The organism is Bifidobacterium magnum (genome assembly GCF_000741255.1).
In the GTDB taxonomy this organism is placed as follows: Bacteria; Actinomycetota; Actinomycetes; order Actinomycetales; family Bifidobacteriaceae; genus Bifidobacterium; species Bifidobacterium magnum.
On the sequence record NZ_JGZB01000003.1, the window covers coordinates 277,630 to 301,522 of the forward strand.

23 protein-coding genes are annotated in these 23,893 nt (G+C 60.4%); 10 read left to right on the forward strand and 13 right to left on the reverse strand.

Annotated features, from left to right (window positions below; all coding sequences use genetic code 11):
- The first annotated feature begins 6 nt into the window (after positions 1-6).
- From BMAGN_RS03145 to BMAGN_RS03170, 6 genes are read left to right on the forward strand one after another with little or no spacing between them, the layout of a single operon-like run.
- Positions 7-636 carry a DedA family protein gene (locus BMAGN_RS03145; RefSeq protein ID WP_152593226.1) on the forward strand — a complete coding sequence of 210 codons (630 nt, stop codon included), beginning with the start codon at positions 7-9 and terminating at the stop codon, positions 634-636.
- Between the two features lie 30 nt (positions 637-666).
- On the forward strand, positions 667-2,211 hold the full coding sequence (gene arc / locus BMAGN_RS03150; protein ID WP_022859254.1) for a proteasome ATPase: 1,545 nt from the start codon (positions 667-669) through the stop codon (positions 2,209-2,211).
- A 45-nt stretch (positions 2,212-2,256) separates the two neighbouring features.
- Positions 2,257-3,852, forward strand: a complete 1,596-nt coding sequence (gene dop / locus BMAGN_RS03155; RefSeq protein ID WP_238548748.1) for a depupylase/deamidase Dop — start codon at positions 2,257-2,259, stop codon at positions 3,850-3,852.
- Between the two features lie 37 nt (positions 3,853-3,889).
- The gene (locus BMAGN_RS03160) at positions 3,890-4,753 is read left to right on the forward strand and encodes an inositol monophosphatase family protein (protein ID WP_022859256.1); all 864 of its coding nucleotides are present in this window, start codon (positions 3,890-3,892) and stop codon (positions 4,751-4,753) included.
- A gap of 35 nt (positions 4,754-4,788) precedes the next feature.
- Positions 4,789-4,986 carry a ubiquitin-like protein Pup gene (locus BMAGN_RS03165; RefSeq protein ID WP_022859257.1) on the forward strand — a complete coding sequence of 66 codons (198 nt, stop codon included), beginning with the start codon at positions 4,789-4,791 and terminating at the stop codon, positions 4,984-4,986.
- Positions 4,986-6,458: a proteasome accessory factor PafA2 family protein gene (locus BMAGN_RS03170; RefSeq protein WP_022859258.1), complete on the forward strand. Its 1,473-nt coding sequence runs from the start codon at positions 4,986-4,988 to the stop codon at positions 6,456-6,458. The genes BMAGN_RS03165 and BMAGN_RS03170 overlap by 1 nt, the downstream gene beginning before the upstream one ends.
- Positions 6,459-6,613: 155 nt before the next feature.
- On the opposite strand, the gene BMAGN_RS03175 is transcribed toward BMAGN_RS03170, so the two are convergent.
- The 12 genes from BMAGN_RS03175 to BMAGN_RS03230 form a co-directional block, all read right to left on the reverse strand.
- Positions 6,614-6,895 (reverse strand): HU family DNA-binding protein, encoded by a 282-nt coding sequence (locus tag BMAGN_RS03175; protein WP_022859259.1) that lies wholly within the window; start codon positions 6,893-6,895, stop codon positions 6,614-6,616.
- A 236-nt stretch (positions 6,896-7,131) separates the two neighbouring features.
- Positions 7,132-9,549 carry a lysylphosphatidylglycerol synthase transmembrane domain-containing protein gene (locus tag BMAGN_RS03180; RefSeq protein WP_026501892.1) on the reverse strand — a complete coding sequence of 806 codons (2,418 nt, stop codon included), beginning with the start codon at positions 9,547-9,549 and terminating at the stop codon, positions 7,132-7,134.
- Positions 9,550-9,791: 242 nt separating this feature from the next.
- Positions 9,792-11,234 (reverse strand): adenylosuccinate lyase, encoded by a 1,443-nt coding sequence (purB, locus tag BMAGN_RS03185; RefSeq protein WP_022859261.1) that lies wholly within the window; start codon positions 11,232-11,234, stop codon positions 9,792-9,794.
- Between the two features lie 51 nt (positions 11,235-11,285).
- Positions 11,286-12,824, reverse strand: a complete 1,539-nt coding sequence (locus tag BMAGN_RS03190; RefSeq protein ID WP_022859262.1) for a PGAP1-like alpha/beta domain-containing protein — start codon at positions 12,822-12,824, stop codon at positions 11,286-11,288.
- A gap of 1 nt (position 12,825) precedes the next feature.
- A complete protein-coding gene (locus BMAGN_RS08400; protein WP_160257199.1) occupies positions 12,826-13,047 on the reverse strand; it encodes a hypothetical protein in 222 nt (73 codons plus the stop codon).
- Between the two features lie 222 nt (positions 13,048-13,269).
- Entirely contained in the window at positions 13,270-13,848 is a 579-nt protein-coding gene (locus BMAGN_RS03200) for a DUF6466 family protein (protein ID WP_022859265.1), read from the reverse strand.
- Positions 13,845-14,867 carry a vWA domain-containing protein gene (locus BMAGN_RS03205; RefSeq protein ID WP_022859266.1) on the reverse strand — a complete coding sequence of 341 codons (1,023 nt, stop codon included), beginning with the start codon at positions 14,865-14,867 and terminating at the stop codon, positions 13,845-13,847. Before BMAGN_RS03205 ends, BMAGN_RS03200 begins: the two co-directional genes overlap by 4 nt.
- The gene (locus tag BMAGN_RS03210) at positions 14,864-15,925 is read right to left on the reverse strand and encodes a vWA domain-containing protein (protein WP_022859267.1); all 1,062 of its coding nucleotides are present in this window, start codon (positions 15,923-15,925) and stop codon (positions 14,864-14,866) included. Before BMAGN_RS03210 ends, BMAGN_RS03205 begins: the two co-directional genes overlap by 4 nt.
- 3 nt (positions 15,926-15,928) lie before the next feature.
- Positions 15,929-16,459 (reverse strand): hypothetical protein, encoded by a 531-nt coding sequence (locus BMAGN_RS03215; RefSeq protein WP_022859268.1) that lies wholly within the window; start codon positions 16,457-16,459, stop codon positions 15,929-15,931.
- A complete protein-coding gene (locus BMAGN_RS03220; protein WP_022859269.1) occupies positions 16,456-17,433 on the reverse strand; it encodes a DUF58 domain-containing protein in 978 nt (325 codons plus the stop codon). The genes BMAGN_RS03215 and BMAGN_RS03220 overlap by 4 nt, the downstream gene beginning before the upstream one ends.
- Complete coding sequence (locus tag BMAGN_RS03225; RefSeq protein WP_022859270.1) at positions 17,430-18,497, reverse strand: AAA family ATPase; 1,068 nt, start codon at positions 18,495-18,497, stop codon at positions 17,430-17,432. Before BMAGN_RS03225 ends, BMAGN_RS03220 begins: the two co-directional genes overlap by 4 nt.
- Positions 18,498-18,567: 70 nt before the next feature.
- Positions 18,568-19,281, reverse strand: a complete 714-nt coding sequence (locus BMAGN_RS03230) for a uracil-DNA glycosylase (protein ID WP_022859271.1) — start codon at positions 19,279-19,281, stop codon at positions 18,568-18,570.
- A gap of 245 nt (positions 19,282-19,526) precedes the next feature.
- Here BMAGN_RS03230 and BMAGN_RS03235 point away from each other — a divergent pair, with 245 nt between their 5' ends.
- The 3 genes from BMAGN_RS03235 (at position 19,527) to groL (ending at position 22,605) form a co-directional block, all read left to right on the forward strand.
- Positions 19,527-20,096: a LytR C-terminal domain-containing protein gene (locus BMAGN_RS03235; protein ID WP_238548749.1), complete on the forward strand. Its 570-nt coding sequence runs from the start codon at positions 19,527-19,529 to the stop codon at positions 20,094-20,096.
- 353 nt (positions 20,097-20,449) lie between these two features.
- Complete coding sequence (locus BMAGN_RS03240; RefSeq protein WP_022859273.1) at positions 20,450-20,662, forward strand: cold-shock protein; 213 nt, start codon at positions 20,450-20,452, stop codon at positions 20,660-20,662.
- 332 nt (positions 20,663-20,994) lie between these two features.
- Entirely contained in the window at positions 20,995-22,605 is a 1,611-nt protein-coding gene (gene groL, locus BMAGN_RS03245; protein WP_022859274.1) for a chaperonin GroEL, read from the forward strand.
- Positions 22,606-22,680: 75 nt separating this feature from the next.
- Here the strand turns inward: groL and BMAGN_RS03250 are convergent, their stop codons facing one another.
- Complete coding sequence (locus BMAGN_RS03250) at positions 22,681-22,971, reverse strand: WXG100 family type VII secretion target (protein WP_022859275.1); 291 nt, start codon at positions 22,969-22,971, stop codon at positions 22,681-22,683.
- Between the two features lie 192 nt (positions 22,972-23,163).
- Between BMAGN_RS03250 and BMAGN_RS03255 the strand changes: the two genes are divergently transcribed.
- Positions 23,164-23,874 (forward strand): TPM domain-containing protein, encoded by a 711-nt coding sequence (locus BMAGN_RS03255; RefSeq protein ID WP_051126588.1) that lies wholly within the window; start codon positions 23,164-23,166, stop codon positions 23,872-23,874.
- Positions 23,875-23,893 lie beyond the last annotated feature (19 nt).

Here is a 23,893-nt window from a genome sequence, read left to right on the forward strand (position 1 = left end):
GGTCTGATGACCCAATGGCTTATCACGCTTATGGAAACCGTGGGCGGTGTGGGCGTGGCGCTCGCCATTGCATTGGAATCAATTTTCCCTCCCATTCCCAGCGAAATCATTTTGCCGTTGGCCGGTTTTACCGCCGCGCATGGCAACATGAGCCTTGTGGCCGCGATTTTCTGGGCCTCCATGGGTTCCATGCTGGGCGCATGGGCGTTGTACGGCATCGCGCGCTGGTTCGGTTTGCACCGCATCCATAGCGCCGTGGACAAGATCCCCGGTGTCGCCCGCAAAGACGTGGACAAGGCCAACGCCTGGTTCAGCAAATACGGCCGCTGGTCCGTGCTGATCGGCCGCATCATTCCCGTGGTGCGTTCCCTCATTTCCATTCCCGCAGGCTTTAATCGCATGAATTTCGCGGAGTTCTCGCTGTTCACGTTCCTCGGGTCCGCCGTGTGGAATTCCGTTCTGGTAAGCGCCGGATACATGCTGGGCGACCAATGGTGCTCCATTCTCGGCGTGCTGAACGTGTTTGAAGACGTGATTATTGTAGTCTTTGCAGTAATACTCGTTGTGGTGGCGGTACGTTGGATCATGCGCCTCGTACGCGCCCACAAGATCAAGCAGCAGGACGAAGCCGCCTAAGCTTCCGCCCTGTTCGGGAAGCGGGACGCCATGGGGCAACAGCCGGAAGTCGACATTACGGATCTGCAACGGCGCAACGACCAGTTGGCGCGTTCCAATACGGCGTTGACGGCCGCGCTGGAACGCGCGACCACGGCGTTGGAAAAAGCCAAATCGCAACTCAACGCGTCCAACGACGCGCCCCGCACGCTCGCCACGATGGTGCGCGTGGTGACGAACGTGTCCGACCGTTTCGGCGTACAGCACGCCACCGCGCAAGTGATGGTGGGGCAGCGTGCCATGGTGGTGCCCGTGTCCGCGTCCATGCAGGCCTCGCGCCTGCAACCCGGAGCCACGGTGGCGCTTGACGAATCCATGGTGGTTGTGGACCAGTACGCCACGAGTGCGACAGGCCTGGTGCGAAGCGTCAGCGAAGTGCTTCCCGACGGCCGCCTGCTCGTGTCCGACACGTCGGGAGCGACGAACGTGGTCCAGCCTTCGCACCAGTTGCGTTCCTGCCATGTGGAACCGTCCGACCGCGTGAGTGTGGACCCGTCGTTCCGTTTCGCGCTTGAACTGTTGCCCGCTCCCGATACGCGCGAGCTGATCCTCGAGCAGGTCCCCAACGTTTCGTTTGCGGATATCGGCGGTCAGAAGCGCGCCATCGAGCGCATTCAGGACGCCATCGAACTGCCGTATCTGCACCGCGACCTGTATGAACGTTTCCATTTGTCCGCGCCCAAGGGCGTGCTGTTGTACGGACCTCCCGGAAACGGCAAGACGATGATCGCCAAAGCCGTGGCCCACTCGCTGTCCCAAGGCGCGTCGGGCGGCGTTTTCCTGTCCGTCAAGGGTCCCGAGTTGTTAAATAAATATGTGGGCGAGTCGGAACGATGTATTCGTCTCATATTTTCCAGGGCACGCGAGCGGGCGCAAGACGGCACTCCCGTGGTCGTGTTCATCGACGAAATGGATTCGCTGTTGCGTACGCGCGGATCCGGCGTCTCCTCCGACATGGAAACGACCATCGTACCGCAGTTCCTGGCGGAACTGGACGGCATAGAATCGCTCAACAATGTGCTCGTGATCGGCGCGTCGAACAGGATCGACATGATTGATCCTGCCGTATTGCGCCCCGGCCGGCTCGATGTGAAAATCTATATCGACCGTCCCGACGAGGCCGCCGCCGCGGAAATCATGGCGCACTACATTACCGATGCGCTGCCGCTGGAAGGTGACGCGCAAACCATGGCCCAGGCCGCCGTACGCGACATGTATGCGCGCGTGACGGACCGCCAGCTGGCGCTCGTGTGCGATGAACGGGGCGACTGGTCGCCGCTGTATCTGGCGGATCTTATGTCGGGAGCCATGATCAAAAACATCGCGGACGTGGCGAAAACATACGCCGTCAAGGCCTCGCTGACCCACGGCGATGTGGTGCGGCTGACCGGACGCATGCTGGGCGAGGCCGTTGAACAACAGTTCCTGGAAACGCGCGAGGCGCTCGGCGACGTCAACCCCGAGCAATGGTCCAAGGTCAACGGCATCGATTCGGGCGCGATCACGCGCATCCGAGCCACGCGGGATGATCGGTGAATCCGACTACAATAAGCGCGCGGACGCAATCGAAAAGGAGACAGCTTGAGCGTACGAAGGATCATGGGAACGGAAACGGAATATGCCGTCACCGCGGCGAGTACGCCGTACAATCCCATCCGGCTTTCCTACGACGTGGTCAATGCGGCCGACGGATATGCGGGTATCCGCTGGGACTACCGTCCCGAACATCCTGTACAGGACATGCGCGGATTCGCCATGCAGCGCGCCGCAGCGCCGCACGACATGCTCACCGATGAAGCGGGCGACCATGTGACGAACAAGGTGGCGGCCAATGGCGGACGCGTCTATGTGGACCATGCCCACCCCGAATACTCCTCACCCGAAACGCTCGACCCGTTCGCCGCCACCGTCTACAACGTGGCCGGCGACCGCATCATGCGCCAAGCCGTCGAACAGGCCAACACGCGGCGCGACGCAGCCGACGCCATCCGCCTGTACAAGAACAACGTGGACGGCAAAGGCGCCACATGGGGCGCCCACGAAAACTATTGCATGAGCCGGTCGATCCCGTTCGAACTCGTCGTGGACCTCATGACCGCGCATCTCGTGAGCCGGCAACTGTATACGGGCGCCGGACGCGTGGGACTGGGGGATCACGGCGAAACCGCGGGCTACCAGCTCAGCCAGCGCGCCGACTACTTCCTGACACACGTCGGCCTGCAAACCACGCTGCAGCGCCCCATCATCAACACGCGCGACGAATCCCACGCCACGGACGCGTTGCGCCGCCTCCATGTGATCGCGGGAGACGCAAACCGCATGGACGTGCCGCAGGTACTGAAACTCGGCACCACAAGCATGCTGCTGTGGCTGCTGGAGCACGCGGACGAAACGGCGTACGATCTTGACGCGCTGCTCGCCTGTGTACGTCTCGCCGATCCCGTAGACGCCATGCACCGCATATCGCACGATCTGACACTTGGCGAGGAGCTGGAACTCGAATCGGGCGCGGCCACCACGGCGTGGACCATGCAAATCCATCTGCTCACCGCCGTATACGAGGCGTGCGCCGCATATTACGGTACCGATACGAAGGGCGAGCCCGTATGGCCCGACCGCGACACCAAATCCGTAATGGCCATGTGGAAGCAGGCGTTGCTCGATGTGGCGCAGATCCGCCACGCCAACGCCGACGAGCGGCTCGAATTGGACGGACCCGCCACGCGCATCGAATGGTTCTGCAAATGGCGGCTCGTGGAACGCATGAAACGCCGCCTGTACCCGGGTGAAACGGGCGACGAGGCGCTTGCCGACCCGCGCATCGCGGGAATCGACCTGCTATGGGCGTCGCTGGAACCGAACTCGCTGTACGACAAAATGCGCACGCGCGTGGAACACACGTGCAGCGAAGAGGAGATAGAACATGCCATGCATGAAGCGCCTGAAGATACGCGCGCATGGCTGCGCGCCGCCATGGTGCGCCGTTTCCCGGGCGACATAGCCGCGGCAAGCTGGTCCACATTGCGCGTGCGCACGAGGGAGCCCGACAACGCGCTATACGACATTTCGATGGAAGATCCGGCTGATTTTACGAAAGAACGAACACGCGTTATGCTTGCAGACGCACATAATGTCTGTGAAGTTTTGCAGTCGCTGCAACAGTATCGTGACGCATGATAAGCGACCCGACCATACGGAAAGAACAGGTGCATCCATGAGTGTAGAACTGCGTTCCTTGGCGCTTCAAGCGGCCCGCATCGCTCAGGACGCTGGACAGCACGCGTTGAACGACCAGATGTCCCCGAAAGACTTGAGCCCGCTCGACCCGGACCAGCATAACTATATGGAGGGCCTGGAAATCGAGAAACGGCTGATCCGTTTCGTCACCAACCGGTTGCTGGAAATCGCGCCGTTTGACGGTTGCTGGGAAGACCGGCCCGAACATTGCCAGCCCGGCCAGCGTTTCTGGTGCGTGGGCGGCATTGACGGCATCATCAACTATTCGCGCAGCATGGCGGAATGGTCCGTAACCATTTCGCTGTTCGAATTCAATGAAGAGGGATCGGCACAGCCCATTTTGGGCGTGGTACACGCCCCGGCCCTGAACGTCACCTATCTGGCCGTACGCCAGGGTGGCGCCATCCGCATGCGCAAAACCCAGTTCGGCGAAAAACGAGAAAAAGTCATCCCGTCCACCCAACGGCACCTGAACGGTTCCGTCGTCAGCTTCGGCATGTCCCACAAGCCCGTGGAATCGATTCGCGCGCTCAACGTGGTAGCCGCCATCGCGGGGCGCCCCGCCGACATCAAGCGTATCGGACCGGCCTCGCTGGACTTGTGCAAAGTGGCGGACGGCACCTATGACGCGTATTTCGAACCGCATTTGCACAGTTGGGACGTGCCGGCCGTGTCCGCGGGAGCCATTGTCATTTGGGAAGCACAGGGCAGGCTGCGCCAATGGGACGGCGGCATGGTGCACTGGCGCAGCGAGAACGACGTAGTGGCGTCCAATGGGCTGATCTACAACGAGCTGCGTCCCATCCTGCTCAGCCAGGCGCGCGCCGCCAATGAGGAATAACAAGGAATAGGGCAACACACAACGAAGGAGCGCACATGCCACAGGAACAGGTAACCGGACACGAGTCCTCCCAGCAGCAGGCCAAGGACGACGAGACGGTACTCGCCGCCCCGGTCATGCAGGCGCAAGAGGATATCGACGAGCTCGACGCCGTATTGCAGGACATTGAAGCCGTGCTCGAAACAAACGCACAAACCTATATCGACAGTTTCGTGCAAAAAGGCGGCCAGTGATGCCCCAACTGCACAGCAGCGCGAACCACGCCCGACCCGCCACCGTGCGGGAAAGCGCCGAATACGCTTCATTCGACCGCATTTTCGGCATTGAGACGGAATACGGTGTCAGTGTCACGGGCGCGGATGCGCCGCTGGAGGGGGCGAATGTCGCCATGGCAATGTTCGAACCCGTAATGCGCCGGTACCGTTCCACCAACACGTTTGTGGACAACGGCTCGCGCTTGTATGTGGATGTGGGCGCCCATCCCGAATACGCCACCGCCGAAGCGCGCTCATCATATGACGCGCTGTGCAGCGACTTGGCCGGCGAGCGCATCATGCGCGGCCTGGCGCTGGACGCACAGGAACGGTTGCGCGCCGAACACGGGGAAGCCTTACGCGTACACGTATTCAAAAACAATGTCGATTCGGCCGGCCACTCGTTCGGATGCCACGAGAACTATCTGGTACGCAGGTTCGTGCCATTGGACACAATCCGTGCCGTATTATTGCCGTTCCTGATCTCCCGACAGCTGTTTACGGGTGCCGGACGCTACGCGGACGGCCGCATGTATTACACGCAGCGCGCCTCTTTCGTCAACGAAACGATTTCTTCAGCCACAACGCGCGCCCGGCCGATGGTCAACACGCGTGACGAGCCGCACGCCAATCCCGACGAGTACCGGCGCCTGCATGTGATTATCGGCGATTCCAACCGCAGCCAATGGGCCACCTACATGAAACTCGCCACCACGCATGTGGTGCTCAGCATGATGGAAGAAGCCCAGCGCGGTTCCCTCGACATGGAAGAACTTTCGCACATGGCCTTGGCGGACGCCGTGGCCTCGAACATGCGCGTGAACGAGGACGGTGCGGCGGCCGTCATGGAGTTGGCCTGCGGCGGCTCGATCAGCGCACTCGACATGCAACGGCGGTATTACGCGTACGCGCGTGAATTTGTGAGGGGTCATGAGCGGGCGCTTGCCTCCTCTTGGCCCGACGCGCTGCATCCGCTGTCCTGGGTGATGGGCCAGTGGGGGCGTGTCTTGGATCTGTTGGGCGAAAACGATGTGGACGCGCTCGCCCCATATGTGGATTGGGCCGCCAAAACCGTGTGGTTGCGGCGTTTGCAGCGGCGCCATCCGCTGAACGAAGCGCGGCTCGTGCAACTCGACATGGACTACCACGATGTGGCCAACGGTTCCCTCTATCCCTCGCTCGAACGGCACGGCGCCATGGCGCGGTTGGCGCGCCCCGAAGACGTGGACCGCGCCGAGCATGTGCCGCCCGCTGACACGCGCGCCGCATTGCGCGGCGCATTTGTCAATGCCACCACTCAGGCCGGGCTACGCCACGACTGCGACTGGACGCGGTTGACGCTGATGGAACCCGTGCGCATGGGCTGCGAGTTGCTGGACCCGTTTTCCGCTACTCCCACGAGCGCGTATGAGGAGCTCATGGCGCGTATCGCCTCGGCGTCGCGGGACTGATCGGAGCTTGAGACGGAAGCATAGGCGGTAGATGGGTGCGGGCATCCAGGCAGCCGCGATACGCGGATATAACAATGCGGGTTTGTCCCACCTGGGACAAACCCGCATGCATATTGTCGGCCCGCAAGGGCCGTTACGATCCGTGGATCACAAGATCACTCGGTGACAGCCTTCTTCAGAAGGGAGCCGGCGGAGATACGGACACCGTAGGTGGCCGGAATCTGGATGGTCTCGCCCGTGCGCGGGTTGCGTCCCGTGCGGGCAGCGCGGCGTACGCGCTCTGCGGAGAACAGGCCGGTCAGCTTCAGGCCTTCGCCCGACTTCATAGCCTCAACAAACACATCCTGGAATGCGTTGACGGCTGCCTCAGCCTGGGACTTGGTCAGGTGGGACTTCTGAGCGATCTTCGTGACGAGATCAGACTTGTTGTATGCCATGTGCATCCTTCTGTTAGGGGTTATTGCTTGGAACGCATAACCACTGTTCACTAGGCATCTTAGCGCATTTATGCGCCAAATACCGCATTTTTCAAGGGTTTTTGAGGATTTTTTGTGTATAAATCGGGCGAATTCACGATTTTAAAGCAATTTTCGCCCCAAGTGCCCCTTATATGCTGCAATTTCAACGGTTCTTAGCAAATTTTCCTGTTCGCTGCCAACATGAACGGCACGGCTCACATGAGGTCGTGCTTGTCCAGCCACTTCATGGCGACGGCGCCCATCGGAATACGCAGCCAGTAGAACGCGATACGGTAGACGAGCGTCGCGGACACGGCGATGGTGGATGGGACGCCGATGGCCGTGAATGCCACCGACAGGGCCGCTTCTACGGCGCCCATGCCGCCCGGAGTGGGGACGGCCGAGCCCAAAGTGTTGGCGAGCAGGAACACAAAAGTGGTTTCGATCGGGTTCATATGGTAGCCGAAAGCGAGCAGCGCGGCCCAGAAGCCCAGACCCGTGGCCAGGTTCAGCACCAACGCGCCCACAATGCCGGCGGTCAGTTCGCGCGGCTGCGTAAGCGTTTCCGCGAGCGAACGGGCATAGGACTTGACGATCGGCATCAGCTTGGCGACCACAAGCTTGCGTACGGGAGGGATCATCATGGCCACGGAAATGACAATGGCCAAAATGGCGATCACCAGAATCAGCGTGTTGGTCGGGATCATGCCCGAAAGCGTGTTGCGTCCCGTGAAAATGCCGATAAACAGCAGCAACACCACGGTGACGGCGGCCTGCACCACCCACACGGCGCTCATGATGGCCGTGCTGCGGTAGCCGCTATGGCGCAGGAACTGCAAATTCACAAAAGCCGGGCCAATACCCGCGGGCATTGATACGGCGGCGAAGCCTTGGGCGACCTGGGACATGAACAGACCCGGAATGGAACGCTTGTCTCGGTCCATGAATCCGCCCAGCGTGATCGCCGAACCGACCCATGCCAGCAGCGAGAAGACCAGGCAGGTGAGTGCGAGCCAGATGTTCGCGTCCTTGATGGCGGTGATCATTTCCTCGGGCTTGAGCTGCGTGAACACGACCACCACGGCCACGACCAGCAGGCCGAGGGCCACGAACGAACGCACACTGAAACGCGTGATCGTGACCTGTTCCACGGATTCGGCCACATCTTCGGGAAGCGTTTTGCTGATTTCCTCACGCAAATGTTCCAACAGATGCTTGTCCCAACCGGGCAACGCGCGCGTGGACGCGGGGACGGCGGCCTTCTGGATAAAAGGAATGAGGTTGACGAGCGTGGTGTTGTTCCACACGCGTCGGGCGATGTCCACGGTGCGGCGCGTGCCGTATAGCGTGGCCAGCAATGCGAGCAGTTCCACCTTGTCCAACGCGATATTGGCCGGTGCGCTCGCGAAGTCGCCGTTCTGCCAGCCCGCGACAAACAGGTCTCCGTTTTCCAAACGGGCCAGCGTGTCGATCGAAATCTGACGGTGCGTATATCCGCGGTCGTGGGCCGTCTGGATGTAGCGCATGACCGACACGAGGTCGTCGTCGGTAAGCGCCGTAGGATCGCATGCCGTGGCGCGCGGATGGTTGTAGAACACCATGATCGACGATTCGCCGATATCGGTGACGCCATACGGCTTGATGGTTTCCAGATCCAGCGAATGCAGTCCCATGAGCATGGCCATATGGTGGTGCGTGGCGTCGCGTGCGGACCGGTCGTGGCGCACGGCCACGCCGCTGAGTTTGATCCACTGCCAGATCTGGCCCAGGTAACCCGTCATCTGCACCTGGTTGTCAAGTACCGACACCACATAGGTGTGTCCGTTGGCTTCCAGATCATACAGGCGCGAATGCTCGGTCAGGTCGTCCTCAAGCGACAGCGGCAATAGCGCGGGCTTGGTCTCATCCATATTGCGCCGCGTCAATTTGGTGGCGTCCAGTCCGATCGTTTCCAACGCGGACACGATTTGCGATCCCCATGCGCCCGTGTTCTGCGTGCCGATGATGAAACGCATGACGAGGCCGACAATACGGCCCACGAGCAGCGCGAGGATCACGCCGACCACGGAACTCCACGAAGTGATGATCAGAACGATGGCGGCGCCGACAAGAATGTTCCATCCCCATTTGACGGCCGTACGCGTCCTGCGCGGGCCGGCCACGGTAAGGAACGCGCCCAAGGCGGCGCAAAAATCGGGCAGCAGCCCGTTGCCGACACTTGTTCCCGCGGCGAGAATCTGGTCGATAAGCACGGTGTTGTTCACTGTGGAAATGAGCCACGACACGGCCCAAGCCCCGGCGAATCCGAGTAGCAGCGCCGCTCCCGACATGGCGGACTGGAACCATTCGCGGTTGACAAGCAGCTGAATGAGGACGCTTAAGACCACCACGACAATGACGAGCTGTTGCAGCATGGATGCCGGCAAGTCCAACAGCCAGTTGAACGTGTTGCCCGCATTGCGCGCGTCGTTCTCCACGCCGCTGGTCACGCCGCGCATGTACAGGGCGAGAATAATGACAATGGCGATGCCCAGCAGCGAAGCCCCGGCGGCGAGCAAGTCGCCATACACGTGCGTGCGCCGCGGTTCCACATCCTCGATAACCGCCTTGCGCTCGGGGGCGGGCTCCAGCATGGCGTTGTCGGCGGCTACCGGAAGGTTGTCGCCCAATTGCTCCATATCACTGTGTTCGCTCATTCACACCCCTGCACTCTGGTCATGCCATGCCGGCCGCAACCCGTATTGAAACCCGCTGCCAAACGGCCTGTTAGCAATAGCATTGTACGCGCTCCACCACGGCCCGCGTCAATGGTTTTCTGACGAAGTAAACCATCGACGCGCGGTGGAGGAGCGCGAATTGTTTAGACCTGAGTACGTTATCGGGCGTAGGAGACGAGACGCGAGGCGATGCCCACGTAGGTGCTGGGCGTAAGCGACTTCAACAGCGTCGCGGTCTGCTCGTCAAACGGCAGGGAATCGATAAAGGCCGTCACATCCTCTTGCGTGATGGTATTGCCGCGCATCAGGCGCTTGACCTGCTCGTAAGGATGCTCCATGCCCGGCACTCCGCGCAGCTCGGCGGCGCGCATGGCCGTCTGGATGGGCTCTCCAAGCACCTCCCAATTGTCTTCCAACTCTTGGAGCATCACCGTTTCGTTGGGATGCACCGATTGCAGGCCTCCCAACAGATTGTGCAACGCGAGCAGCGAGTAGCCTAGCGCCGTGCCCACATTGCGCTGCGTGGTCGAATCGGTAAGGTCGCGCTGCCAGCGCGATTCCACAAGCGTGGCGCCCAAGCTGTCGAGCAGCGCGCACGACATTTCAAAATTCGCTTCCGCGTTTTCAAAACGGATCGGATTGACCTTGTGGGGCATGGTGGAAGAGCCCGTGGCGCCCTTGACGGGAACCTGCGCGAACACGCCGCGCGAAATGTACATCCACACGTCCACGCACAAATTGTGCAAAATGCGGTTCACATGGCTGATCGTGCCGTACAGTTCCGCCTGCCAGTCATGCGATTCGATTTGCGTGGTCAACGGGTTGAATGTCAGTCCCATGCGTTCTTCAACAAACACGCGCGACACTTCGAACCAGTCCGTGTCCGGAGCGGCGACCGTATGCGCGCCGAACGTGCCCGTGGCGCCGTTGATCTTGCCCAGATACTCCTGTTCGACCACATGCGTCAGCTGACGGTGGATACGGTATACGAACACGGCGAGCTCCTTGCCCAAGGTGGTAGGCGTGGCGGGCTGTCCGTGCGTCAACGCCAGCAGCGGCATCTCGGCGTATTGGCGCGCCTGGGCGTCAAGATGCTCCTCCACGCTACGGGCCGCGGGAAGCCATACCTGTTCCACGGCGTGCTTGATACAACGCGCGGTGGACAGGTTGTTGATGTCCTCGCTCGTGCAAGCGAAATGCACAAGCGTCGCCAGACGCGTCAGCTGCGTGGGACGTCCCAGCACCTGTTCGGCACGTGCCAGCTCGTCGTCGATGTAATATTCCACAGCCTTGACGTCATGCTTGGTTACCGATTCGTATTCGGCATGCCTGGCGATGGAATCCGCGTCAAATTGCGGCGCGATGGCGCGCAAATACGCTTGTTCCTCCTCATCGAGAGGCTCGATGCCGGCGAGCAGCGGCTGGTAACCGTTCCCTTCATACCCGTTGGCGAGCATGATCATCCATTCGGTTTCCACCACGATGCGCTCGCGGTTGAGCGCGGGCTCACTGACATATTCCACAAGGGGAGCAGTCTGGTTGTGGTAGCGGCCGTCCAGGGACGTGAGTGCGATGGCAGGTGAAATATCAGTAAGTTTCATACTGTTCAGCCTAGCTCACGCACGTAACGCAACGGGGGCGCAGACGTCACTTCATTCATATGCTGGACGTTCCCGCCCTCCCATGCGGCCTTGCCAATAGGTCGTGCCCATGTAAGTCCCGTCAATACTGTGGCGGAAATGCTCCTCATGTTCCCCGACCCCTTTGTTCCCCAAACGCGTGGCGTCCTCGTAGGCGGCCTGATGGTATTCAAGCCAGTGCGTGATCTCGTAACGGTCGGAAGTGGTGGCGACCTCCACACCGTTTGCCGACTCGTCGTCAGACGTCGTCAGGCTTCCGCGCACGGTAAGCCATGTTGGGATGGCCGGATTGGCCGCCCCGTCCAAGGCCGCGACGAGCTCGTCCTCCATTTCAATGCTCGTCACCCACGTGCGTTCTGGAATCGGATGGTTGGCAATGGGGGAGCCGGCCGTAACCACATGGTCCACCACATACGTGTCCTGCGCGTCCGCGGCTATGGCAGCCGCCACGATGCCGCCTTGCGAATGCCCGATCAGGGAAACATGGTCGCCGGGGCGGACGCCGGCGCGTTCCATCGCCTCCCTGACCATGCGCGCGCTGTCGGCACGTTTGCGCTGTTCGGCGCTCGCGCTCATGAGTTCGACATTCTGTTCCCATCCGAACGGTGAGTCGCGCTTGCCGTCCGTTCCCGGAATCGTCACGAGCCATGCGTCGGTTCCGTCATCTTTGCGATATTGAGAAATGGCGATGGTCCCGTATTCCAGCCCCGCGTCGTCTTCTCCGCGCAGTCGCGCCGTCCCCAAGGAGTGCAAGTCCGACAGTGCGCCGGAAATGGACGACGTGCTTCCTACCACCTCTCTGGAAGGCGTCACTTGGCGTACCGTAAGTGCGTCGCCTTGCCACAGGTTCTTGATTGTGGCGGAAACATGGCCGATTGCCGCGGCTCCCATATTCACCTCGTCTGTGGTTCCGACCGCGCCCAGCAACGGCGCTTTGGTCACCAGCGACCCCACGCCGCTCATCAGGCCTTCCTGTGCCCATGTGGTGGCATTCAGCGCATGCACCACGTTGATGCCGCCCTCGTTGACCATGCCGTACACGAGGCCGCCCACCGCGAAGACGCCCGTAAGCGCCAACGCGGGCAGTGGATGGCGTCGCGCGAAGAGTTCGACGAGTTCCGTGATGACGCGCCTATTCGCCGATTCGGCGTCCGCATAGAGCCCATGCGCGCGGATCAATTTGTCCGCCAGCGAGCGCAGCTGCGAGGCGTCGCGCCGCAAATCCGCCGCGAGCCGCCCGCATACCGACACTAGGGACGGCAGGTCGAGTGAGACATGGCTCATGGCGGCTGTGGCGGCAAGCGTCTGTCCGGACGCGTCTGCGGCGATATTGGGACTGGGAAGTGGAGAGGCTGACGGATTGGCCGCCGCGCACCACTGCAGGCGCGACTGCTGGGAGGACACCGTGATCTGGGCGCGGCCCCATGCCGTCGCCGCAGCGGCCAAGCGGTCCGCACGGTCGACCAGTGTTCGCGCGGCCACATAAAAATATTGTTCCTCCGCCACGCTATAGCGCGAGCCGCCCGTAATCGTGGATGTGACGTACGGCATGCTACATCTCGTTTCCCTGGCACAAGACGCGTGCGCGCTCGGCCAGATGTTCCGCGGATGGCACCGCCTTGGCGAGTTGGGCGAGTTGTTCGGTATACAAGTCGGCGGCTTGTCCCGTCCAGTCGCGCGCCGCGCAATCACGGGGAAGCGCCCGCACATCCTGGAGTGTGCGCAGCGAGGACTCGGCCAGCGGCATGATCAAGGCCGCACATGTCTCGGCCACGCTGGTACATGGGCACGCGGCCCCCGCAACGTTGAAAGGGGAAGGCATGGCAAAGGGGGAGGCGGAAGCGGGTGGAAACGTCGATAAGCTCATGCTTCCATGAAAACGCGCGCATATAGAAAACGCATGCCCGTCTGGCCGGTGTGGCTAGACGGGCATGCAAATGGCGTTGAAGTGCACAAGTGTCGCGGTTGTGCACCGGTGCCGGTCAGGAGGCGACTATTACCAAGGTTTCGCCGTGGACTGGTTGGTGGATGTGGTCGCCCCGTCGTCGCTGGTGGCGTAGTCGGAACTCAACGGTTCCTGCGACGCGGTCGGACCGTTGGACTGCAGCATTTGCTGGATTTGCTCCTGCTGTTCGGCGCTCAGGGCGGATTCTCCGGAGGATTGTGAAGCGTCCTTGTCGGAGTTCGGCTGTTGTTGCTTGATCGCGTCTTGGAGCTTTTGCGTGAGCGCACGCGAAACCTTCGTATTGTCTTCAATCGACGTGCGTACGGAAGGCAACAGCACGCCATGCATGGCGTATGCGCTTTGCAGTTCCAGATCGACCTGCCGCTGCTTGGCAAGCAACGACGGCAGGTCGACGTCGTCGGCCGCAGCTTCATGCACGTTGTCCGCGAGCTGGGCGCTGGCCGTATTGTAGGTGCCGACCGCCGAGAGGTTGATGGCGCCCAGCACCGCGCATCCGGCCAGGAGCACAGCGCAGGCGACGAGCACAATGCGCACGGGCAACGGCGCGCCCGCGCGCATTGTGCGTTGGGGCATGTCTTCAAGATCGTGATCCGTTGGATGTGTGCTCATAGTAACTTCCTTGACATTGCGATCCAGGCTCCCATTTCCCATGCGAGCAGCGTCGCCAACGCTATGGCGAAGGGCCAGACGATAGGCGCCACGCGCATGCGTTCCTTGACAGTGGAGTCGACACGCCAATGCGCGGACTGCTGCGCGATCACGGAACTGTCCACGCCCTGGGAAGGGCCGAGGATGAGATAGGATCCGCTCAATTCGTCGGCGATTTTCTTGATGGTGTCCACGTCCATTTTGGAAATGCCGTCTTGTTTGGTGCCCGGATCCACCACGTATTGGTCGCGTTGCAACGTGCCGTCCGGGTTGATCTTGGGGATCTTCGCGCCCTGCGTGCTGCCCACGCCGATGACGCACGCGTCGGAAACATACTGGCGCAGCGACGAGAACGTGCGGCGTGTTCCTGGAGTGGTCTGCTCGCCGTCCGTAATGAGATACAGCACAATACGGTCGTCCGGATGCTGGTTGTGGATGGCCGTGACCGTGTTGATCAGCTGGTCGAGGCCGGCGTCCAGCGACGAACCGGACGACTGCGTGGTCGGCTCGGCCTTCAACGAACGTGCCCATGCGGTGATGGCGCCCGTATCGGGAGTCAGCGGCACATCAAGCGTGCCCGTCTTGCCGAAACTGATGCCCGCGAAACTCGCGTTCGTATAGAGCTTCGTCAGGTCGTCAATTGCGCTCTGGGCCGCCTGCAGTCGTGTCATCGTTTCCGCGCCGCCCGCATGGGCATCGTCCACTGCCATGGATCCCGTCACGTCGGTGGCGATGACCACGTCGGTGCCATTGATCGCACGGCTTGACGTGGCCGTTGCCACGCTTGGCGTAAGCGCCAGAATGGCGATCAATATGCAAATGGCCGTACGACGGATGCACATGCCCAGCGTTTCATCGGTGCCGTCGCCCGAACGCAGGCGGTGCTGGACCACCTCGTATATGGCGCACGCGGCCATGACCACGGTAATGGCGATGCCGACGGGCCAGCCCAAGGCGGGGGCCAAAACTAATGAGTTCATCGCTTCAACCTCCAAGCCATGATGAGCCATGCCAACACGAAAACGGCCAGCGCGAGCGTCCACCAGCCCGGGGCATCCAATACCGCGGCCTTGCCGTGCTCCTGCGTGGTGGATACCTGACGCTTGTCGATTTCACGCACCAGCTGTTCCACAGAAGATCCGTCACTTTGGGTGAGGAACATGCCTCCAGCCCCTTCAATATCCTTTTTCATCGTCTGCGTCGCGGCATCCTGTTCACTGGACTTGGGCCCGGAATATAGGCCGTCCACGGTGATGCCCGCCTGCTTGGTCAGCGTCAACGCCTGCTTGAGGCTGTAGGTTTCCGTTCCGGACACCACGTTGTCGGTGGCCAACACGATGGAGGTCTCGCGGTCGGGCTTGGCGCCGTCACGCAACGCCGAATAGGTGAACCCGGGCAGCATGGCGGCGCAACTGACCAATCCGTCTCCAATAAGGCTGGTGGCGTCGTTTCGGTTCTGCGTGCCTTCGAGCCAATCGGAAACCTGCTGGTATTGCCGGTCGGTCATCTTGTCAATGTCGTCTTGCGTTTCCACGCCGCGCAGCATGTCGCTCGCCTGGGTGAGCTGCTTGGAGACGAGGGAATAGTCGTCCGTAAGCGGGAACACCGTACGCGAAGTGGAGTTGAAAATGCTCAAGCCGATACGTTCGTCCTGGAAATGCTGGACGAGCTGCGCATAGGTATCGAGCACCTGATGGTCGTAGGGGAGGGTGGAGCCGGATACGTCCAGGCACAACACAATGTCTCGGCTGGAACTTGTCTCCGTCTGCTTGTCCACGGCGCTCGGGCGGCCCACCAAAACAACGGCCGTCACCAATGCGAGCGCGACCAGCACCGTGGCGACGCGATTAAGCGTATGCCACACGCGCATTAGCGCATTGCCTTGCTCCGTGTCCAGATCGTCGAGCACGTAATAGGATTCCGCCGTCTCCTGCGATCGCATACGGTGGTTGATCCACGCCGCGGCGGCGAACATGATGCCCGCAGCCACCAGCGCCGCGATCAGAATGGCCCAAGGCCATTGCCAACGCAATACCATGGATCATCGCCACCTTTCAATGAGATTGCGCACCCATTCGCACGCCTGGGACACACTCACGTCCTGCGCGATCGGATGATGCTTTCCATCGGCGAATTCCGGCGGATACAATGCCGCGATGGTCTGGCGCAGCGAAATCCAATTTTGCGCATCATGGCGCGGCTGTTTGCGGTTGAGATCCACCAGCGTGTAGGAATCCACATGCTCCTCGCTATAGGAAGAGGCGAAACGGCGCGCCACCGTGGCAAGACGTGCGAACGCCTCTTCGCGCGTAATAGTGGAAGCGTCATAGTCGGCGGCGATATTGCCGATACGCTCGATCCACACGTCCTTTTCCTCCTTCTCCTCGACTGGGGAAGCGGCGTCGGGCGTCACGGCGCGCTTGCGCGACAGCAGCACGGTCGCCACAATCAACGCAATGGCCAGAACGACGCCCGCGCAAATCGCCACAATCAGCGGTGTCGCAAGGTTTAACGGGCCCAGCGGCCGCACGTTGGACACGTCGAGCGCCTCGACGGCGTACTGGAACATCATTGGTTACCTCCCGGAGCGTCGACGGACGCCGGTTGCGGAGCGGGACGATAGGCGTAAGCGCCTTGCTGGGCCCGCGAAATCAGGGTGAGGAACGCGTGGAGCATGGCCTCGCTGGACGGCGCGTGAATGAATTGCGTGCCACAGCGCGTCAACTCGCGTTCCAACGCTGCGATCGCGTACGCGTCATGCGTGGAAACCGCTTCCGCGTTGCGTTTCGTGCGCAGGAACGCGGGGACGCGCCTATGCGTATGGGCGTCCGTGATCGCGGCGTCGGGCATGCTTTCAATAGGGTGGCGTTCAAACGGATTGATCGTGGACACGTCGATCACCATGCACGGATGCGTCTGCGCGATGCGGCGCAACCGCTTGATATGGTCGGGGTCCAGGCCGTGCGAATCGGTGGCGATCACCACGAACGCGTTGCGGTCGCGAATCCGGGCGGCGTAGTCCAACAAGGCGGCCACATTGCGCGGGGCGTCCCACTGCTTGTCCAACGCCTTGTCGAGCACACGCTCGAAATGGGCGAATCCTCCATGGAACGGCACGCGCGTAATGCTGGCATTGTCTGCGAATACGAGAGAAACGTCGTCGGAACGGCGCAAGCTCAAGGCCGCCACCATGCACAACGCGTTGGCGGCCACCTCATAGGCGCGCTCGCCGGAAGCGCAGTATTCGTTCATCTCGCGGCCCACATCCATAAGCAGGTACACGCGGCCGCTGACCAGACGCTCACGCTGGACGACCATGGGCTGTCCCGAACGCGCGCTGATCTTCCAATCGATGGCGCGCGCCTCGTCGCCCGTGTCGTACGGACGAATGTCGAGCAGATCGTCGTTGCCACCACGCCGGCGCGACGCATGCTCGCCTTCAATGACTCCCAACGCCCTACGCACGGTAGGGAGCGTCATGGTAGTGCTGAAAGCCTCGATTTTGCGCCGCACGGAATTGTTCTGGTTGGCACGCTCATCGATCATGGGACGGGAACCACCTGGACGATGGAATCAACCACCTGGTCGGTCTGCACGCCGTCCGCCATGGCCTCGAACGTCAACAGAATACGGTGGCGCAGAATCTCGTGGGCGAAGTCCTTCAGATCCTCGGGAATCACGTAGTCGCGTCCGGCCATAAGCGCGCTCGCCTGGGCGATACGGATGAACGCGATGGAAGCGCGAGGGGACGCGCCCAAACGCACGAGCGCGCTCAATCCCTGGATCGGGCGCGGGCCAGCGCCACGGGAAGTCTCCACCAAATCGACGGCATAGCGCATGATCGCGTCGGAAACATGCACCTGACGAGCCGCCTTGCATAGGAAATCGACATCCGTAATGGACACCACATGCGCGTCCTGCTGGGTGGGATCAAGCACATCCGAACCACGGTTCGTCAGCATTTGGAGCATGTCGATCTCCTGCTGCGTGGACGGGTAGGTCATCACGGCCTTCATCATGAAACGGTCCATCTGGGCCTCGGGGAGCGGGAACGTGCCCTCTTCCTCGATGGGGTTTTGCGTGGCGATCACCATGAACGGCTTGGGGACGCTGATGCGCTTGCCGCCAATGGTGGTAGCGCCCTCGGCCATGGCCTCGAGCATGGCGGACTGCGTCTTCGCGTTCGCGCGGTTGATCTCGTCAAGCAGCACGAAATTGGCGTGAATCGGGCCGATCTGCGTGGTGAACTGCTGCGTGGAGAAATCGAAAATCTGGGTGCCTACCAAATCGGAAGGCATAAGGTCCGGCGTGCACTGGACGCGCTTGAAAGAACCGGACACGCTGGTGGCGAGCGTCTGGGCGGCCGTGGTCTTGGCCAAGCCCGGTACGGATTCAATAAGGATGTGGCCGCCCGCGATCATGGTGGTGATCAGCGATTCACGCAACTTGTCCTGGCCGACAAGCGTCTGTGCGAATCGGGAACGGATGCGTTCGGTCAGCTCCTGCGCCCGGGACACATCATCCTTGGTGAGCGCGGACGGGGTATTGGAGGGATCTTGCAATGCGGCTTGCTTGCTGTTCGCATTCAAATAGTTTGAAAACAAAGTCATAGTTGTGTCACTTTAATAGTGTGGTTTGATTCGGTATTCCGTTTCAGCATAATACTGTGGCATTCGGGTGTCATTTTCCCGCCGCCGTCAAGTCCCATTGAACCGGGGTGGCGCCCATGCGTTCCAGCGCCGCGTTTGTGCGGGAGAACGGGCGCGATCCGAAGAAGCTATAGCGTGCCGACAGCGGGCTGGGATGGGACGATTCGATAATGGTGGCGTTGGTCAGCAGCGGGGCGAGGCTTTGCGCGTTACGCCCCCAGAGAATCGCGACAAGCGGCAACGGTTTGCCATGTTCATCCACGCGGTTGTTCAATGCCCGGATGGCGGCCTCTGTAATGGGTTCCCATCCTTTGCCCTGATGGCTGTTGCGTTCGCCGGCGCGTACGGTCAAACACCTGTTGAGCAGCATGACGCCTTGCTTGGTCCATGGTGTCAGGTCGCCGTTGGGCGCGGGAGGGATGCCCAAGTCGTCCTGCAGCTCCTTATAAATGTTCTGCAGGCTCATCGGAATGGGCTGCACGTCGGGGGCCACTGAGAAGCTCAATCCCACCGCATGACCCACGGTGGGGTAGGGGTCTTGCCCCACAATAAGCACCTTGACGCTGTCGAGCGGCATGGTGAAGGCGCGCAAAATATTGTGGGCGGCCGGAAGTGTGGCATGGCCTTGCGCGTGCTCTTGGCGGATGAAATCGCCCATGGCATGGATTTGCGGTTCCACGGGCGCGAGCGCCTCGGCCCATTGCGGGTCGATCAGTTCCCGTAGCGGTTTGACATATGATGACATAATATTCTTTCGTATACTGGTAGGAACCATTCAGGCTATAGTAAAAACAGCCCGTATTGACTACTTTAGGGAATGGCACACCTTACACTTACCGAAGGCGCCGGTTGAAAATCCGGCAACAATCATATGGAAGGAACATAATGGCTCACAGTGGCAATGATAAAAATACTTATGATTCCTATCCAAAAGATGCCTACGATACTCCACCCGCCGGTCCCGTGGGCGTCCACCGCGGAGCGCGTTCGTTGGGGGCGCGTTCGTTGCCGTTCATTATCGTGATCGTGGCGGCCGTGATTGCCGGCCTGCTGTTCTGGTCTATTTTTTCTGGTCAGGCGGCGCGCGTATTTTCCGGCGACAGCCAGACGCAGGCGGCGTCCGAGCAGACGACCTCCCAGACGGCTTCCGAGACCGCTTCGTCCACGCCATCCCATGAGGCGACGCATTCTGAAAGCGCCGACGCGTCTCAGCCGGCTGAGGACGACCAGTCCGCGACAACGGACCAGCCGCAGGATGAGGAATCGGCCACTCCTGAGCAGACGGGTTCCGTGGACTATTCGGCGCAGGTGAGCGTAATCAACGGTACGGGTGTCCAAGGTTATGCGGCCCAGGAATCCCAGAAGCTTGCGGCCTCCGGTTTCACCGCGGCCACTCCGGGCAATCCGGATGAGGCGAGTTCGCTCCCGGGCACCACCGTGGTGTGGTACCAGAGCCCCGAAGACGAGGCCACCGCACAGGCAGTGGCACAATCGCTCGGCATTGACGCGGTCGCGCAGGCGAATATCGATGTTCCTGTGATGGTTGTGCTCATGCAGTGACCTGTCCGCGCAATATCGCGGTATAGAGAAGCGTACCTCAATGTAAAAGTCCGGCTCTGATGGGCCGAACTTTTGTTATGGCTCGCTACGATCGCCGTGCTGCCATTGAATTCTTGCTCCAAAATTTCACTATGTGGCCAAGGGAGGAAATAACAAACAACTTTTCTATGAAAACTAGAATTTCCGCGGGGTTTATGACTAACGACATGTGAAGAATGCGTTATTCTTGTGGCGTTTCATCCCCCACGGGCATTACAATAAGGAAACGTTGTCGGAAGGAAGCACGAACTGGGGTAGTTTTTTGTTTCTGTCTCCTTCGAACCAACCAGGTTACGAGACTAGAAAGAAAAATTATGGCACGGGGCACAGTTAAATTTTTTAGTGCAGGTAAGGGATACGGTTTCATTACTCCGCAAGATGGCGGCGATGACGTGTTTGTTCATTACTCGGTTATCGATATCGAGGGTTTCAAGACCCTTCATGAGGGTGACACAGTGGAATACGAGATGGAACATACTCCCAAGGGGGATCAAGCGACAAAGGTTGTTATTGTCAAAAACGAATGATGCTTCCTGACCAACGGAGTTTATTTATTCCATTCGCTGAGTAACCTGCTGCCTTTCCGGATTAGTCCGGAAAGGCTTTTTATTTGCCCGGACCGCTGTGCATTCTCCATGTTTATCCCATGGCGATTTATATGAAAATAGTAGTGGTTTCGTCCGGAAAGCTCTTGCCGTAAGCAAATTCGTCATGGCTCGTGTTGGCACTCGTGGGGTGAGAGTGCTAATCTGCCGAAGTAGCACTTGAGTCGCAACGGAGGCCTATAGCTGACGGTCGGTCGCCCGAACGGCTGGAGTGGAATCGTTAACCGCATACACCATGTGGAGGAACAACAACAATGGCAAAGATCATTGAATACGACGAGGAAGCACGCCAGGGAATGCTCGCGGGCCTCGACAAGCTCGCCAACACCGTAAAGGTCACGCTGGGACCGAAGGGCCGCAACGTAGTACTCGATAAGACTTATGGCGCTCCGACTATCACCAACGATGGTGTGTCCATCGCTAAGGAAATTGATCTGGAAGATCCGTTCGAGCGCATCGGCGCCGAGCTCGTCAAGGAAGTCGCCAAGAAGACGGATGACGTCGCAGGCGACGGCACCACGACCGCGACCGTGCTCGCCCAGGCCCTCGTGCACGAAGGCCTGAAGAACGTGGTGGCCGGTTCCAACCCGATCGCTCTGCGCCGTGGTGTGGAGAAGGCTTCTGACGCCATCGTCAAGGAACTCGTGGCATCCGCTAAGCCGGTAGAAACCAAGGAGCAGATTGCTGCAACCGCAACGATTTCAGCTGCCGATCCGGAAGTCGGCGAGAAGATCGCCGAAGCGCTCGACAAGGTCGGCCAGGATGGCGTCGTGACCGTGGAAGACAACAATCGTTTCGGCTTGGACCTCGAGTTCACCGAAGGCATGCGCTTCGACAAGGGCTACATCTCCCCGTACTTCGTCACGAACGCTGAGGATCAGACGGCTGTGCTCGACGATCCGTACATCCTGCTGACCTCGAGCAAGGTCTCGTCGCAGCAGGACGTGGTGCACATCGCCGAGCTCGTCATGAAGACGGGCAAGCCGCTGCTGATTATCGCAGAAGATGTTGACGGCGAAGCACTGCCAACGCTCATCCTGAACAACATTCGTGGCACCTTCAAGTCCTGCGCTGTAAAGGCTCCGGGCTTTGGCGATCGTCGTAAGGCTATGCTGCAGGATATGGCCATCCTGACGGGCGGCCAGGTCGTGTCCGAAGAACTCGGCCTCAAGCTCGACTCCATCGATTTGTCGGTGCTGGGCCAGGCCAAGAAGGTCATCGTTTCCAAGGACGAGACCACGATTGTTGGCGGCGCAGGCTCCAAGGAAGACGTGGAAGCCCGCGTCGCCCAGATCCGCGCTGAGATCGAAGCCACGGACTCCGATTACGATCGTGAGAAGCTTCAGGAGCGTCTTGCTAAGCTCGCTGGTGGCGTGGCCGTCATCAAGGTGGGTGCCGCAACCGAGGTGGAAGCCAAGGAACGTAAGCACCGCATCGAAGACGCCGTGCGCAACGCCAAGGCCGCCATTGAGGAAGGCCTCGTGCCCGGCGGTGGTGTCGCTCTGGTACAGGCTGCTGAGACGGCTGAGAAGAACGTTTCCCTCGAAGGCGACGAAGCTACTGGTGCTGCCATTGTGTTCCGTGGCATTACTGCTCCGCTCAAGCAGATTGCCGATAACGCTGGTCTGTCTGGCGACGTGGTGCTCGATAAGGTTCGTTCGCTGCCAGCCGGCGAAGGCCTGAATGCTGCAACGGGCAAGTACGAAGACCTCATGAAGGCCGGTGTCACGGACCCGGTGAAGGTGACGCGTTCCGCTCTGCAGAACGCCGCTTCCATCGCGGGCCTGTTCCTGACGACCGAAGCCGTAGTGGCCAACAAGCCGGAACCGCCGGCAGCCGCTCCGGCCCAGGACATGGGCTACTGATCCCCGATCGGTAACTAATCGGTAAAAACGGCGCAGTCGCAAGGCTGCGCCGTTTTTCTATTCTCGGAGCGCCCCTTATTGCGCGAATAGGCGCGAGGCTTGGGATTCCGCGTCCGCATATACCGTGGATGCCTGCGTCAACGCGCGCTGAATGGAGTCGAGGGACTGCTCCATTTGCTGTTGCGCGGCGCGCCATTGGGCGGCCACGGCGGTAAATTGGGTGGCTGCCGAACCCGTCCACACTTCTTGCAGCGCGTTAAGGTTGGTATACATGCCGTCGACGGCCTGCCTGATCGCCGTGACGGATGAATTGACGGCGGCGCTCGACGCCTGGATGCGTTCCGAATCTACGCGGTATTGTGCCATGAAACCACTTCCTCTCTTGGGCGGTATTGAGATTTCGGGGGTGTTTTGCGGTTAACGAATCCGGATCGAACCGCTACTGTAGAACATATGGCATCAACTCTTTCGGGAACAGTCCGGCCGGCAGGTGTGGTCGGACGCTCCGCTTATCCACAGGCGTCGGCGATTTCGCGTGCACCACACGGAATTCATATCGTGGCCCGGATCTGGCAATCGCTCGTGGCGTTGCTGATCGCCGTTGCGCTGTGTGCAGGAATGTCCCTCGCTACACCGTCCGCCTATGCCGATGAAGCGTCCCCGGCGCCGTCCTCCTCGTCTTCACCATCTTCCGAGAAGTCGGCGGCCGCCAGCGCGGATGAAAGCGCCATTGTGGATCCGAACAATTTGTTGGGTTCGCATTTGACCGAGGTAAGCGACGCGATCGCCAATACGTACCGCGAGACGGGCGTGACCGTGCGCCTGTTGTTCCTGCCGTCGTTCAACACCACGCAGGAACCTTCCGAATGGGCTACGAAACTGCTGGATTCCCTCGACCCGAAGCCGAACACGGTCCTGTTGGCCGTGGCGTCCAATGATGGCAACCTCGTGACGGCAGTGTCTTCCAATTCCGACGAATGGCTCAAGGACAAGCAGACTGTGGCGCAACTTTCCGACGCCGCGTTGGATCCGATCGTCAACCATAAGGATTCACAGTCTCCCAATTGGACGCAAAGCGCCCTCGACATGATGACGGCCATCGACACCGCTCATAAGGACGCCGAGTCGCGCAAGAGCAGGCCCGTAATCGTTGTTGTGGTGGTTGTGATAGTCGTACTGTTGGCGGCGGCTGTTGTTGCCTTTATCATCTGGCGCAAGAAGCACCCGAAGAAGGCCGGCCGGCACTCGGGAAAACGCGCGAAAAACTAACCTCTCCGAAAAATTTCCG

Excerpts from the sequence above, each read along its gene's own strand:
- BMAGN_RS03230 (WP_022859271.1), bottom strand. The coding sequence starts at position 19,281 with ATGTCATCATATGTCAAACCGCTACGGGAACTGATCGACCCGCAATGG.
- BMAGN_RS03225 (WP_022859270.1), bottom strand. The coding sequence starts at position 18,497 with ATGACTTTGTTTTCAAACTATTTGAATGCGAACAGCAAGCAAGCCGCA.
- BMAGN_RS03190 (WP_022859262.1), bottom strand. The coding sequence starts at position 12,824 with ATGCCGTACGTCACATCCACGATTACGGGCGGCTCGCGCTATAGCGTG.
- BMAGN_RS03240 (WP_022859273.1), top strand. The coding sequence starts at position 20,450 with ATGGCACGGGGCACAGTTAAATTTTTTAGTGCAGGTAAGGGATACGGT.
- BMAGN_RS03210 (WP_022859267.1), bottom strand. The coding sequence starts at position 15,925 with ATGGTATTGCGTTGGCAATGGCCTTGGGCCATTCTGATCGCGGCGCTG.
- BMAGN_RS03220 (WP_022859269.1), bottom strand. The coding sequence starts at position 17,433 with ATGATCGATGAGCGTGCCAACCAGAACAATTCCGTGCGGCGCAAAATC.
- BMAGN_RS03180 (WP_026501892.1), bottom strand. The coding sequence starts at position 9,549 with ATGCTGGAGCCCGCCCCCGAGCGCAAGGCGGTTATCGAGGATGTGGAA.
- BMAGN_RS03175 (WP_022859259.1), bottom strand. The coding sequence starts at position 6,895 with ATGGCATACAACAAGTCTGATCTCGTCACGAAGATCGCTCAGAAGTCC.
- arc (WP_022859254.1), top strand. The coding sequence starts at position 667 with ATGGGGCAACAGCCGGAAGTCGACATTACGGATCTGCAACGGCGCAAC.
- BMAGN_RS03165 (WP_022859257.1), top strand. The coding sequence starts at position 4,789 with ATGCCACAGGAACAGGTAACCGGACACGAGTCCTCCCAGCAGCAGGCC.
- BMAGN_RS03145 (WP_152593226.1), top strand. The coding sequence starts at position 7 with ATGACCCAATGGCTTATCACGCTTATGGAAACCGTGGGCGGTGTGGGC.
- purB (WP_022859261.1), bottom strand. The coding sequence starts at position 11,234 with ATGAAACTTACTGATATTTCACCTGCCATCGCACTCACGTCCCTGGAC.
- BMAGN_RS03250 (WP_022859275.1), bottom strand. The coding sequence starts at position 22,971 with ATGGCACAATACCGCGTAGATTCGGAACGCATCCAGGCGTCGAGCGCC.
- groL (WP_022859274.1), top strand. The coding sequence starts at position 20,995 with ATGGCAAAGATCATTGAATACGACGAGGAAGCACGCCAGGGAATGCTC.
- BMAGN_RS03170 (WP_022859258.1), top strand. The coding sequence starts at position 4,986 with ATGCCCCAACTGCACAGCAGCGCGAACCACGCCCGACCCGCCACCGTG.
- BMAGN_RS03205 (WP_022859266.1), bottom strand. The coding sequence starts at position 14,867 with ATGAACTCATTAGTTTTGGCCCCCGCCTTGGGCTGGCCCGTCGGCATC.
- BMAGN_RS03215 (WP_022859268.1), bottom strand. The coding sequence starts at position 16,459 with ATGATGTTCCAGTACGCCGTCGAGGCGCTCGACGTGTCCAACGTGCGG.
- BMAGN_RS03200 (WP_022859265.1), bottom strand. The coding sequence starts at position 13,848 with ATGAGCACACATCCAACGGATCACGATCTTGAAGACATGCCCCAACGC.
- BMAGN_RS03160 (WP_022859256.1), top strand. The coding sequence starts at position 3,890 with ATGAGTGTAGAACTGCGTTCCTTGGCGCTTCAAGCGGCCCGCATCGCT.